This window comes from Paenibacillus sp. FSL R7-0333 (assembly GCF_038000365.1).
GTDB classification, from domain to species: domain Bacteria; phylum Bacillota; class Bacilli; order Paenibacillales; family Paenibacillaceae; genus Paenibacillus_AQ; species Paenibacillus_AQ silagei.
The window spans coordinates 4,473,582-4,486,112 of record NZ_JBBOBZ010000001.1 but is presented as its reverse complement, the minus strand read 5'-3'; the positions used below and the strand labels follow the sequence as shown (position 1 = coordinate 4,486,112).

Genomic DNA, 12,531 nt, shown 5'->3' with positions numbered 1-12,531 from the left:
TCATGGGCTTGAGAGTATATACGGGTTGCAATACCATTCATGTATATTAGATCAGCCACAGGAGACGGAATTTTAGACAGGGGGAATTGATAATATGGAAATTTTGTCCTATTTGTATCAGGCGGTGGATCTGTTCAAGGAGGAGCTGGGGGAGAATCTGTCGGGAATTTACGTGCATGGCTCACTGGCGATGGGCTGTTTTCACCCCGATACCAGCGATATCGATCTGCTGATCGTCGTACATGACAAGCTGCCCGCAGAGGTCAGTCATAGACTTGCCAGGCGTATTGTAGGTTATCATGACAGTCTGCCGAATAAGCGCGGAATTGAACTATCCATCGTCCTTAAGACATACCTGCGAAATTTTGTGTATCCTACGCCTTTTGAATTTCACTTTTCGGAAGCACATTTAGAGCGGTACAGAACTGATGAGAATTATCTGTGCGGCGGCTTTGAGGATGCTGATCTGGCGGCGCATTTTGCAGTAGTCTACCATCGCGGGTTTATCTTGTACGGGGAGCCGATCCGCGAGGCCTTTGCGCCGGTAGACAACAGGTACTATCTGGATTCCATTATCAGGGATATCGATGATGCGCCGCAGAATATTAAGAAATCACCGGTGTATTACATACTGAATCTATGCAGGATACTCTATTATATGCAGGAAGGTCATGTTTCTTCCAAGAAGGAAGGCGGGGAGTGGGGGCTGCAGCAGTTGCCTGAAGTCTATCACGGCTTGCTTAGACAGTGTCTGAAGGAATATAGCGGTGCGGGGGACGCCGAAGGCTATGAGCCGGGCGAATTAACTGATTTTGCGGAATATATGATGGCTGAAATCCAGCGGACTCCGAACTGAAGATTGGCCGGGTAAAAATGATAAGCGCATGAAACATCCAGAAATTAGTATCAAAAATTTTAAATATATTCACAACTTTATGTAAAATCGTATATACACCTATGATATACTACTACTTGTACTAAGACATGCTTAAGAGCATGTCAGTCTCGGAAGGGCGCTAGACACGCTGGATGGTCTTTATTATAGAGTTATGCTCGGTCATTTTTGAGAGGAGGACGTTTCTTGAAACTGCGTCTTATGCCTGTACTGCTAACGTCTCTGCTGTCTGCTGCATTATTGTTTGGTGGCTGGTATTCTTACCGTCAGTTCGCGGTGCAGGAGCCGCTTCAGAAGCTGGTATCATCCTACGAGGGAGTGAAGGATTCCCATATTACTATTAAACGCAATGAGGTCACTTTGAAACTGGATTTGCAGCCGGGCACGAAATTACGTGAACTGGTGCAGTATGTATCAAGAGAAGGCAGCACTGCTATTGACGGACGGACCCTGAAGCTGGATGTGGAGCAGAAGCCGAGCGAGCTGCTGGATGAGTACTGGGATAAAGCGATGTTCTCTGTAGCAGAAGCGATGGAGAGCCGGAAGTATACATTGATACCAGCGAAGCTGGATGGACTTAAGGAGCAGGACAGCAAGTACAGCGGGGTTACAGCTACCACAGAGATTGATGACAATAATGTGTATGTAAGCCTGAGCAACGGCACTGAGAGCAAATTTATCATTCTGCCGCGTGCAGCAGCCAAGATGGGAGTGTGGAACAATGCCTAAGTACTGGAAAGAGGTTTTAGCCGGATTCGTTCCGGTCATGCTGATTTTTATGGCTTTTGTGGGGATCAATATCTTCCCCGTAATCATAGCGCTGGGTATGGTTGCCGCGCTCCTGTTCATTGCCCATGCCCGTGGCGGTCTGACAGTTAATGCAGGTGCAGATAAGAAGCGCAAGAAGAACGGCCCCTCCAAGCTGACTTTTGAAGAGATCGGCGGACAGGACAATGCCAAGCAGGAGCTGCGTGAAGCGCTGGACTTCCTGATCCGGCATGAAGAAATCAGCAAGTTCGGGATTCGCCCGCTTAAGGGAATTCTGCTTACAGGTCCTCCGGGAACAGGAAAGACGCTGATGGCTAAGGCTGCTGCGCATTATACGGGCTCCGTGTTTGTAGCTGCCTCGGGTAGTGAATTTGTTGAGATGTATGTCGGTGTGGGTGCGGGACGCGTACGCGATTTGTTCAAGGATGCCCGCACACGCGCACTCAAGGAGAATAAGCAAAGCGCCATTATTTTCATTGATGAAATCGACGTCATCGGCGGGAAGCGAGAAGGCGGACAGCAGCGTGAATATGATCAGACCCTCAATCAGCTGCTGACGGAGATGGACGGGATTTATAACAACGATACCCCGCGCATCCTGCTGGTAGCCGCAACGAACCGCAAGGAGATGCTTGATTCTGCGCTGCTTCGCCCGGGGCGTTTTGACCGCCATATTCAGGTGGATATGCCTGACAAGAAGGGCCGCAAGTCGATTCTCGACCTGCATGCCAAGAACAAGCCGCTGCATGATACCGTGGATCTGGATAAAATCGCCGAAGAAGCTTACGGCTTCTCGGGTGCGCAGCTGGAGAGCGTGATGAACGAAGCCGCGATCTACATGATGCGTGAGAATCTGACCCTGGTAGAGCAGCGTCATCTGTCGATGGCGATCGACAAGGTCATGATGGGTGAGAAGACCGACCGTGAGACCAACCATGAAGAGAAGAAGCGGGTAGCGATTCATGAGCTTGGACATGCTATTATGGCTGAGCTGCTGCGCCCCGGAAGCGTTAGCCAGGTAACACTTACCCCGCGCGGTCAGGCTCTAGGGTATGTCCGGCATAATCCGCAGACCGAGCAGTATCTGTACACGAAGGATTACCTGGAGAACCAGATCATGATTGCCCTGGGAGGAGCGGCTGCCGAAGAGATGTATTACGGCGGACGCAGTACCGGTTCCCGTGGAGACTTCGATCAGGCGCTGAATATCGTCGAGACCATGATGAAGTCAGGGCTCACCTCGCTCGGCATTGCGAATCTGCAAATGGTTACCACTGAAGAATTAATGAAGGAAAACAGTAAGATACTGGATGAACTTATGATCCGCACGAATGACCTGCTGGAGCAGCAGAGAAATATATTTGATTACTCCCTTGACATTTTAATGAAGGAAGAAGTTCTCTCCGGAGAGCAATTTCGTTGTCAATTTCGTGACAGTGTCCTTTTACCGGCATAATTCTTTATGCCGGTTATTTTTTTTTACTTTTCAGACATGCTAAGATATCATTATATGTCGGGCTACTTATTTTTTTCGACAGACAAGGTACAATACAGAAGTATAGATACCTGAAAGGATGGAGACTTTTACATGAATTTTAAAAAGATCGGTGTCATCGGCGGAGGCACAATGGGACAAGGGATTGCCGAAATGCTGGCAGCCAAGGGCCTGGATGTTATGCTGGTGGAGAAAACTGCTGAAAGACTGAACTACTCCTACGAAATGATCGAGACCAGTCTGGACAAGCAGCTGGAGAAATGGGCAATTACCCAGGCGGAGAAGAAGCTGATTCTGTCCCGTATCCAGAAGGTTACACATTTCGCTGAACTCAGCTCCTGCGATATGGTCATTGAGACAATCGTTGAAGATCTGGAGGCGAAGCAAAAGGTATTCAATCAGCTCGATCAGGTGTGTCCGAGTCACATTATTCTTGCGAGCAATACGTCAACGCTCAGCTTGACGGAGCTTGCAAGCTCTACAATGTATCCGGAACGCGTTATCGGCATGCACTTCATACATCCTGTAGGAAAGGTTGATCTGGTTGAAATCGTGCGCGGCCTGAAGACCTCGGACAGCACATTTGAAGATACCAAAGCCTTTGTCGATGAGATTGTAGAGAAAAAAGGCGTTATGATCTACGAATCCCCCGGATTTGTATCTTCGCGCCTCATTTGCCTGTTCATTAACGAGGCTATGCATGTGCTGCAGGAAGGTGTCGCTTCTCCTGAAGACATTGATGACGCTATGCGTATCGGCTACCAGTTCCAGAACGGGCCGCTTGAAATGGCAGACCGCTTCGGTCTGGATTCCGTTCTTGCCGCACTGGAGAATATGTTCCGTGAATACGGCGAACTCAAGTATCGTCCATCTACAATTCTCAAAAAGATGGTGCGTGCCGGACAACTGGGTGCAAAATCGGGCGAAGGCTTCTTCAAGTATGACAAGGATGGTGACCGTGTATGAATATCTTAGTTATTAATTCCGGCAGTTCTTCATTGAAATACCAGCTGTACAATATGACCGATGAATCTGTACTTGCCAAAGGCCTGGTAGAACGTATTGGAATGGATTCATCCATTCTGAACCATAAGCCGACCGGCAAGCAGGAAGTAACCGAAGTAAGCGAAATTCTGGAGCACAATACGGCAATCCGTAAAGTGCTTGCTTGTCTGACAGACAAAGAGCATGGCGTTATCGCATCCACCGATGAGATTAATGCAGTGGGCCACCGTGTAGTGCACGGGGGGGAATTCTTCAAATCCTCCGCGCTGGTCGATGCCGATGCGAAGACCAAGATCCGCCAGCTGTTCGACCTTGCGCCGCTGCATAACCCGGCTGCGATGATGGGGATTACCGCATCCGAGAATAATATGCCCGGTGTGCCGCAGGTCGTTGTATTCGATACTGCCTTCCACCAGACGATGCCTGAGAAGGCTTATATGTATGCCATCCCGAGAGTGCTTTACAACAAATACAAAGTACGCCGTTATGGCGCGCACGGAACCTCCCATGATTTCGTCAGCAAGGCTGCTGCAGAGTATCTGGACCGTCCGCTTGGCGACCTCAAAATTATCACCTGCCACATCGGTAACGGTGCCAGCGTAACTGCAGTTAACGGCGGCATTTCTGTTGATACTTCGATGGGGATGACTCCGCTGGAAGGTCTGATGATGGGTACACGCAGTGGTGACCTTGACCCGGCTATTGTTCCTTATGTAATGAATAAGGAAGAACTGTCTGTCGGTGAAGTGAACTCCATGCTGAACAAGCACAGCGGACTTCTGGCAATCTCTGGCGTGAGCAGTGACATGCGTGATATTATTGACGGTGCGGAGAAAGGCGAGCCTAATTCGACGCTTGCTTTTGAAATGTACGAGTATCGTCTGCGTAAATATATCGGTTCTTATGCAGCTGCCATGAATGGGGTAGACGTAATTGTATTCACCGCTGGTGTAGGCGAGAATGCTTCCCTGCTGCGCGAAAAAGTACTGAACAATCTTACGTTCCTCGGAATCGAGCTGGATGCAGAAGCCAACAAGGTCCGTTCGGGTGATCCTCGGCGTATCTCTACAGCCAATTCCAAGGTACAGGTGCTTGTGGTTCCAACGAACGAAGAGCTTGTGATCGCACGCGATACCTATCGTATTGTGCAAGGAGTTAACGGCTAAATTAGAGGAGAGATAGTAGGCATGGCTAACAAAAGTGTAATCAAGAACGTGAATGAGCATGTCGGAGAGACTGTTGTCATCGGCTGTTGGGTCAACAACAAGCGCTCCAGCGGTAAAATTCAGTTCCTGCAGCTTCGGGACGGTACGGGCTATATCCAGGGAGTTGTGGTGAAATCGGAAGTGCCTGAGCAGGTCTGGGACGATGCCAAGAGCCTTACCCAGGAAAGCTCGCTGTATGTGACCGGAATCATCCGGGAGGAGCCGCGCAGCCAGTCAGGCTATGAAATGACGGTTACAGGTATTGAGGTTCTGCATCTTACCGAGAATTATCCAATCACACCTAAGGAGCATGGCGTCGATTTCCTGATGGATCACCGTCATCTCTGGCTGCGTTCCTCCAAGCAGCGGGCGGTCATGGTGATTCGTGCGGAGATTATCCGCGCGGTTCAGCAGTTCTTCAATGAGCGCGGCTTCACGAAGGTGGACCCGCCGATTCTGACACCAACGTCAGCGGAAGGCACGACCAACCTGTTCCACACCAAGTACTTCGAAGAGGATGCGTATCTTACCCAAAGCGGACAGCTGTACATGGAAGCTGCAGCCATGGCTCTGGGACGCGTCTATTCGTTCGGGCCTACCTTCCGTGCAGAGAAATCCAAGACCCGCCGCCACTTGATTGAGTTCTGGATGATTGAGCCGGAAATGGCCTTCACCGATCATGAAGAGAGCCTGTGCGTGCAGGAGGATTTCATCAGCTTTGTCGTGCAGTCCGTGCTTACGAATTGCCGCGCCGAGCTGGAAGCGGTGGGCCGCGATGTCTCGAAGCTTGAGAACATCAAAGCGCCATTCCCGCGTATCAGCTATGACGATGCGATTAAGTTCCTGAACGAAAAAGGCTATGAAATTGCCTGGGGCGATGATTTCGGGGCTCCTCATGAGACGGCGATTGCCGAGATGAGCGACAGACCGGTCTTCATTACCCACTATCCGGCTTCCTTCAAGGCTTTCTATATGAAGCCGCATCCTGATCGTCCGGAAGTGGTGCTGTGTGCGGATATGATCGCTCCTGAAGGCTACGGGGAGATCATTGGCGGTTCACAGCGTATCGATGATCCGGCGCTGCTGGAAGCCCGCTTCAAGGAACATAACCTGTCGATGGATACCTACAAATGGTACATGGATCTGCGCACCTACGGCACGGTTCCACACTCCGGCTTCGGTCTGGGGCTGGAGCGTACTGTAGCCTGGATCTGCGGTCTGGACCATGTCCGTGAGACCATTGCCTTCCCTCGTACACTGTACCGTCTTTACCCTTAAAGAATAGGGAAAGGGGGCTTAAGTATGGACGGAAAAGGATGGAATACCTGGGGCGAGGGCGTAGCCTTCGGCCTGGAGAACGGAATGGCCGTCATTCCTTATGCACTCCTGAAATATTACCGGAAGCTGAATCTGACCGGCAGTGAATCCATGCTGCTGATTCACCTGCTCTCCTTCAGACAGGTGGAGGGGATTGATTTCCCTTCCCTGGAGGAGCTGCAGGCAGTAACCGGGCGCAGTATTCCGGTGATTGCCGGAGAACTGCAGAAGCTTATGAAGGAAGGGTTCATCAGCATTGACGGAGATAACGACGAGCTGAGAGACATCCATTATGAGCGCTATAACTTCTCCGGCCTATACGCCAAGCTGGGAGCTTATCTGGCGGAACTCACCCGGGAGAATGCCCAGGAGAAGCCCAGCCAGAGCGGGCGGGAGCCGGGTGCCCGTGCAGTGGCTCATTACTCCGGGGCTACCGCACCGGATGGCGGCTATGGCCGCCCGGCTGTGCCGGGTGACAAGGAGTCAGAGGACGGACGCAGTCTGTTCAGCATTTTCGAGAAGGAATTCGGACGTCCGCTGTCCCCCATGGAATGTGAATCCATTTCCGGCTGGGTGGATGAAGACCGCTATCCCGAGGAACTGATTCTGCTCGCGCTGAAGGAGTCGGTCTTTGCCGGAAAGGTTCATTTCCGTTACATTGACCGCATTCTGCTGGAATGGGCCCGCAACCGGGTGAAGAATGCTCTGGATGTCAAAGCTTATTCCCAGAAATTCCGGGGCGGCGGCAGATGAGCGGAGCGAGTTAGAGATGCCGGTCCAGGGCAAGTCCCGGCCGGTTAAGGTGTCTCTTAAGTCATGTATGTGGCTTAAGGGGCACTTTTTTTGATTTGCTGCTTGTGAGTTGGCGGAAAGTGGGAGGGGAGCGGGGGTGAGGGGCTGAAGTGCCACTGAATTCAGCAAAAGTGGCTTGATGAGCAAAATGAAGGGTATAAATGCACTTGAAGCTGGCGGAATTGTGCCTCACAACCCGCGAACAGCCCGCAATTCCTTCACATGGAAGGAACTGCGGGCTGTTATGTTGTAGTAAGAATATCAATAACTAGGCCAAAAAATTAGTGCAGCTCCTGCTCCAGAGCCGAGCCCATCTCGCGGGAACGTTCCGCACACCGGTTGACGGCGGAAATGACGGTCTCAAAGAAATCGCCGCGCTCCAGTACTTCAATGGCCGCCTGGGTAGATCCATTCGGCGAGGTGACCTTTTTGCGCAGGGCGGCAGGCTCTTCACCGGTCTGCTGCACCATCCGGGCTGCGCCAAGCACGGTCTGGACGGTCAGCTCACGGCTCTGCGCAAGCGGCAGCCCTCCGCGGATACCGGCAGCGATCATCGCTTCCATCATGTAATAGATGTAAGCCGGTCCGCTGCCGGAGATCCCGGTTAAGGTCTCCATCCGTTCTTCGTCAATGACCGCCGTCAGGCCGACCGCTTCGAAGATATTAAGCGCTGTACGGCGGCTGTCTTCGCCAACCTCCTTGGAGAAGGCAATCCCGGTAGCACCAAGGCCGATGGAGCTAGAGGTGTTCGGCATGGTGCGGACCACAGGCTGCGGATTCCCCAGTAAGCCTTGCATCGTACGGATGGTCAGCCCGGCAATGACAGAGATGACGAGCTGATCCGGCGACAGCAGCGGTCCCAGTGAACGGAGCGCTTCGGCAGCGTCTTTGGGCTTCATGGCTAGAACGATGACCGGCGCAGTGCGCAGAGCCTCGAGCTTGGACTCGGGAGCATTATAGCCGAGCACGCCGTAACGGCTGCGGAGCTCAGCCAGGCGCTCGCTGCTGCTGCGGTTCAGCATAATAATCCGGTCCGATTCCACTACATTCCGGGCGATCAATCCCCGTACAATGGCCTCAGCCATCGAGCCTGCGCCGTAAAAAACGATATTATGATTGATGAGCGGAATTGCTGGTTGCTGGCACATGGCTGGCAGTCCCCCTATAAGTTGAGTGAGTTAACCCCTGATTTGGCCGGAGCCGTGAATCATATATTTGCTTGAAGTGAGTGCAGGCAGTCCCATTGGCCCGCGGGCATGGAGCTTCTGGGTGCTGATGCCGATCTCGGCGCCGAAGCCGAACTCAAAGCCGTCCGTGAACCGGGTAGATGCATTGTGATATACCGCTGCAGCATCAATCTCCTGCAGGAAGCGTGCAGCATTCGCCGCGTCTTCAGTTACAATACATTCGGAATGCTTGGTGCCGAATTCCGCGATATGTCCGAGAGCCTCTTCCAGCGTGTCCACGATACGAATATTTAGAATATAATCGTTGTATTCTGTAGCGAAGTCCTCTGGTGTGGCAGGCACAGCCCAAGGGATAAGAGCAACGGTATCCTGGCAGCCGCGCAGCTCCACACGGGCCTCGCGGAAGGCTTCGGCAAGTGCGGCGAGATGTTCTTCGGCGTAAGTACGGTGAACCAGCAGTGTCTCCATTGAATTGCAGACCGAAGGCCGCTGGGCCTTCGCATTCACGCTAATACGCCGGGCCATTTCCGGATTGGCACTTGCATCCAGATAAGTATGGCATATGCCTGCTCCTGTTTCAATAACCGGTACGGTGGCGTTCAGAACCACATTCTGAATCAGAGAGCTTCCTCCGCGCGGGATGATGACATCCAGCAGTCCGTTCAGCTTCAGCATTTCATCCACGGAGGAACGGTTAGGATCTTCGATCAGCTGTAAGGCATCCGGCGGAAGGGCGGTACCTGCAAGTGCGCGGTGCAGCACCTCGGCGATGGCACGGTTGGAGGAGAGGGCGGAGGAGCCGCCGCGCAGCACCACGGCATTGCCGGTCTTAAGGCACAGTCCGGCAGCGTCAACGGTGACGTTGGGGCGTGCTTCATAGATAATGCCGATGACTCCAAGCGGAACCCGTACCTTCTCAATGTGCAGGCCGTTTGGCCGTTCGATCGTCTCCAGATTGTCTCCAACCGGATCAGGCAGAACGGCAATCTGCTGCAAGCCTTCGGCTATGCTGTCAATCCGTCCCGTATCCAAGGCCAGCCGGTCGAGCATCGACTCCGGTGTCCCGTTCAACCGGCCGCGCTCCAGGTCTTCGGCGTTGGCGGCAATAATGTAATCAGCTTCGGCGCGCAGGGCGGCAGCCATCACCAGCAGGGCTTCATTCTTCTGGGCGGTAGTCAGGCTTGCGAGTACCCCTGTCGTTGCTTTGGCCAGCGTTGTCTTGTTAACCACTTCACTCATGGCAATTCCTCCTCAATAAAATGATGTTGGCATATGGATATACAATAGGTTGTGCAAGATTAACGCAGTGTGATCCATTCGTCCCGGTGGATAACCTCCAGCCGGTGCACTTCACCGAGCTTGGGCACAATCTCGCGGCTCGGAAGCCCCTGAATGCTGCGGAGCTGGCTGTCATCATAATTGACGATGCCCCGCCCAAGCAGCTTCGCATCCGGGCCGAGCACTTCGACGACATCCCCGGAATGGAAGCTACCCTCGATTCGTCTGACCCCAACCGGCAGCAGGCTGTGCCCCCCGTGGAGCAGCGCTTCAACAGCACCGTCATCGACATACAGTGATCCGAGCGGGGTAGACATGAAGCCCAGCCACTGTTTTTTGACCGGCAGAGAGGAGAGTGTGGTGGCAAAATAAGTGCCCTTGCCCGTCCCGGCTGCGGCCTGTGATAAATCCCCTGGCTCCTTAACCTGGCCCACGAAGACCGGAACGCCGCCCCGCGTGGCGATCTTGGCCGCGTCGATCTTGGAGCGCATGCCGCCGGTGCCCACGCTTGAGCCCGCACCGCCTGCAATGGCATAGATCTCAGGCGTAATCTCTTCTATGTGCTCATACCGCACAGCATCCGGGTGCTTGCGGGGATCGCCGCTGTAGACGCCGTCCATATCGGTCAGCACCAGCAGGTGCGAGGCCTTCAGCAGATTGGCAACCAGCGCCGATAAGGTATCGTTGTCACCGAACTTCAGCTCATCCACCGATACCGTATCGTTCTCGTTGAACACGGGCACAGCGCCTTGGCGGAGCAATTCTTCAACCGTCATCATGGCGTTGTTCATGGCCCGGCGGCTGCAGAAATCCGTACGGGTCAGGAGAATCTGAGCAGTGGGTATACCGTGGCCTGCGAAGGCCTCCTGATAAGCCTGCATCAGCATAACCTGTCCTACCGCCGCCGCCGCCTGCTTCTCATGCAGCAGCCTTGGGCGGGAAGCATAGCCGATGCCCCGGAAGCCGGCTGCGACCGCCCCGGAGGTGACCAGCAGCACTTCACAGCCGTCCTTGCGGAGCGCTGCAATCTCGGCGGCGAAGAAGGCGACCGCCTCACGATTAAGGCCGCCTTCGGGACCTGTGAGTGAGCTGCTGCCGATTTTGACCACAATTCTTGACGTCATTGTCTTTCACTTTCCTCTCGAATTGAAATGCCTGTAACGCCCGGAAATGACAAAAAGCCCCCATCCTTAGACTTAGCAAAGGACGAAAGCTTGATTAACTTCCGCGGTACCACCTTCATTGATGAGGGTTCATCCGACTTCATTCTCATAACGGGAGTATCCGTCCTGCATGGCAGGCCGCTCAGGGGTAGGATTCAGAATGGTCATTCGCGGTAAATTCTCCCAGCCTTCAGGAATTTACTCTCTGCACACGAATATACGTCCATTCTTACTGGTCCCGTCAGCACGTTTCACTATTTGTCACTTAGGATACCATGGGGCAGCAGGGTTTGCAAAGAGCCGCGGATAAATTTTTTCATGCTGTGCAGGCAAACCGATTTATGTTTATCCTGCGGGATAAAGTAGCTGTGGATGAGTGCACCGCCCGCTTGTGTGCTATGGCTAGTTATCGGTCAGTCCGGCCACGGTTGCCTTGAAGGTCTCGATAAAAGCTTCGGCTGCACGGGACAAGTAACGTCCGCGCCGGTAGGCAATGACCAGCGTCCGGCCTGGCACCGGCTCAGCCAGCGGAAGGTAGACCGGCACGAATTCACTCCTGGCAGCGCGTGCAATAAAGTGGGGCACCAGAGTAACGCCCATCCCGGCAGCAACCAGCGACTGGACTGTCTCCATATTGTTGCTCTCGAAGACGATCCGCGGCTCGAATCCGGCCCCGCGGCATAATTCTACAGTCATTTTACGGAAGCCCTGGCCTTCCTTAAGCACGATAAACGGTTCATCCTTAAGCTCGGCCAGGCTGGTGCGGATGCCCTGCGGTTCACGGCCGGCCAGCAGATGTCCCGGCGGAACGGCAAGATCGATCCGCTCCTCACCAAGCACCTCGTAGGCCAGGGTTGGAATTTCAAGCGGCAGGGAGAGCAGGCTGAGATCCGTCTGGCCGCTGGCTGTCAGCTTCTCCAGATTCATGGATGAGTCCTCCAGCAGGGTGATTTCAACCTCGGCGTATTTGCTCTTGAATACAGGCAGCACATGCGGGAGCAGATGTGCTCCGGTGATCGGCATGCTGCCAACCATTACGCGTCCAGTGCGAAGCTGGGAGATATCGGACATCTCCTGCCGCAGCAGTTCAACGGCATCAATGATCCCCTGGGCCTGTTCCACAAATTTCTCGCCGGCATAGGTCAGCTCCACCGAGCTGGTATTACGCTGGAAGAGCAGCACGCCAAGCTCCTTCTCCAGCTTCGACAGCTGCTGGCTGAGCGAGGGCTGGGCGATATGCAGCTTCTCCGCCGCACGGGAGAAATTCCGTTCTGCAGCAATCTGCAGCGTGTATTGCAATTGTCTGAGTTCCATACATAAGCTCCTTTAATGAGTAGATCATCTGTTTATAAGTATAACCTATAAACCCTATAGAAATCATATCTTGGAATTATAAACGTGGCGATGTTATATTTAGAACATTCAA

11 protein-coding genes are annotated in these 12,531 nt (G+C 53.2%); 7 read left to right on the top strand and 4 right to left on the bottom strand.

All coding sequences use genetic code 11. The features are described 5' to 3' along the window. Positions 1 to 94: 94 nt before the first annotated feature. The 7 genes from MKY86_RS18930 to MKY86_RS18900 all read left to right on the top strand — a co-directional run bounded on the left by MKY86_RS18930 (position 95) and on the right by MKY86_RS18900 (position 7,438). A complete protein-coding gene (locus tag MKY86_RS18930) occupies positions 95 to 856 on the top strand; it encodes an aminoglycoside adenylyltransferase domain-containing protein (protein WP_076079204.1) in 762 nt (253 codons plus the stop codon). Between the two features lie 225 nt (positions 857 to 1,081). Beyond that, positions 1,082 to 1,624, top strand: a complete 543-nt coding sequence (locus tag MKY86_RS18925; RefSeq protein ID WP_076079205.1) for a hypothetical protein — start codon at positions 1,082 to 1,084, stop codon at positions 1,622 to 1,624. Next, on the top strand, positions 1,617 to 3,119 hold the full coding sequence (locus MKY86_RS18920) for an AAA family ATPase (RefSeq protein WP_076079206.1): 1,503 nt from the start codon (positions 1,617 to 1,619) through the stop codon (positions 3,117 to 3,119). The genes MKY86_RS18925 and MKY86_RS18920 overlap by 8 nt, the downstream gene beginning before the upstream one ends. Before the next feature lie 132 nt (positions 3,120 to 3,251). Next, positions 3,252 to 4,124 carry a 3-hydroxyacyl-CoA dehydrogenase family protein gene (locus MKY86_RS18915; RefSeq protein ID WP_076079207.1) on the top strand — a complete coding sequence of 291 codons (873 nt, stop codon included), beginning with the start codon at positions 3,252 to 3,254 and terminating at the stop codon, positions 4,122 to 4,124. After that, the gene (locus tag MKY86_RS18910) at positions 4,121 to 5,329 is read left to right on the top strand and encodes an acetate/propionate family kinase (RefSeq protein ID WP_076079208.1); all 1,209 of its coding nucleotides are present in this window, start codon (positions 4,121 to 4,123) and stop codon (positions 5,327 to 5,329) included. Before MKY86_RS18915 ends, MKY86_RS18910 begins: the two co-directional genes overlap by 4 nt. Positions 5,330 to 5,350: 21 nt before the next feature. Then, on the top strand, positions 5,351 to 6,646 hold the full coding sequence (gene asnS, locus MKY86_RS18905; protein WP_076079209.1) for an asparagine--tRNA ligase: 1,296 nt from the start codon (positions 5,351 to 5,353) through the stop codon (positions 6,644 to 6,646). Between the two features lie 24 nt (positions 6,647 to 6,670). Beyond that, complete coding sequence (locus tag MKY86_RS18900) at positions 6,671 to 7,438, top strand: DnaD domain protein (RefSeq protein ID WP_076079210.1); 768 nt, start codon at positions 6,671 to 6,673, stop codon at positions 7,436 to 7,438. Between the two features lie 320 nt (positions 7,439 to 7,758). On the opposite strand, the gene proC is transcribed toward MKY86_RS18900, so the two are convergent. The 4 genes from proC to MKY86_RS18880 form a co-directional block, all read right to left on the bottom strand. Further along, positions 7,759 to 8,625, bottom strand: coding sequence for a pyrroline-5-carboxylate reductase (gene proC, locus MKY86_RS18895; protein WP_076079211.1), 867 nt, complete (start codon positions 8,623 to 8,625; stop codon positions 7,759 to 7,761). 30 nt (positions 8,626 to 8,655) lie between these two features. Beyond that, positions 8,656 to 9,903: a glutamate-5-semialdehyde dehydrogenase gene (locus tag MKY86_RS18890; protein WP_076079212.1), complete on the bottom strand. Its 1,248-nt coding sequence runs from the start codon at positions 9,901 to 9,903 to the stop codon at positions 8,656 to 8,658. Between the two features lie 59 nt (positions 9,904 to 9,962). Continuing rightward, positions 9,963 to 11,066 (bottom strand): glutamate 5-kinase, encoded by a 1,104-nt coding sequence (gene proB, locus MKY86_RS18885; RefSeq protein WP_036727210.1) that lies wholly within the window; start codon positions 11,064 to 11,066, stop codon positions 9,963 to 9,965. 441 nt (positions 11,067 to 11,507) lie between these two features. Next, positions 11,508 to 12,419, bottom strand: coding sequence for a LysR family transcriptional regulator (locus tag MKY86_RS18880; RefSeq protein WP_076079213.1), 912 nt, complete (start codon positions 12,417 to 12,419; stop codon positions 11,508 to 11,510). Positions 12,420 to 12,531: the final 112 nt, after the last annotated feature.

What these genes read in the sequence shown, in the direction of transcription:
- asnS (WP_076079209.1), top strand. Translation starts at nt 5,351, where the DNA reads ATGGCTAACAAAAGTGTAATCAAGAACGTGAATGAGCATGTCGGAGAG.
- MKY86_RS18930 (WP_076079204.1), top strand. Translation starts at nt 95, where the DNA reads ATGGAAATTTTGTCCTATTTGTATCAGGCGGTGGATCTGTTCAAGGAG.
- MKY86_RS18900 (WP_076079210.1), top strand. Translation starts at nt 6,671, where the DNA reads ATGGACGGAAAAGGATGGAATACCTGGGGCGAGGGCGTAGCCTTCGGC.
- MKY86_RS18880 (WP_076079213.1), bottom strand. Translation starts at nt 12,419, where the DNA reads ATGGAACTCAGACAATTGCAATACACGCTGCAGATTGCTGCAGAACGG.
- MKY86_RS18915 (WP_076079207.1), top strand. Translation starts at nt 3,252, where the DNA reads ATGAATTTTAAAAAGATCGGTGTCATCGGCGGAGGCACAATGGGACAA.
- MKY86_RS18920 (WP_076079206.1), top strand. Translation starts at nt 1,617, where the DNA reads ATGCCTAAGTACTGGAAAGAGGTTTTAGCCGGATTCGTTCCGGTCATG.
- MKY86_RS18890 (WP_076079212.1), bottom strand. Translation starts at nt 9,903, where the DNA reads ATGAGTGAAGTGGTTAACAAGACAACGCTGGCCAAAGCAACGACAGGG.
- proB (WP_036727210.1), bottom strand. Translation starts at nt 11,066, where the DNA reads ATGACGTCAAGAATTGTGGTCAAAATCGGCAGCAGCTCACTCACAGGT.
- proC (WP_076079211.1), bottom strand. Translation starts at nt 8,625, where the DNA reads ATGTGCCAGCAACCAGCAATTCCGCTCATCAATCATAATATCGTTTTT.
- MKY86_RS18910 (WP_076079208.1), top strand. Translation starts at nt 4,121, where the DNA reads ATGAATATCTTAGTTATTAATTCCGGCAGTTCTTCATTGAAATACCAG.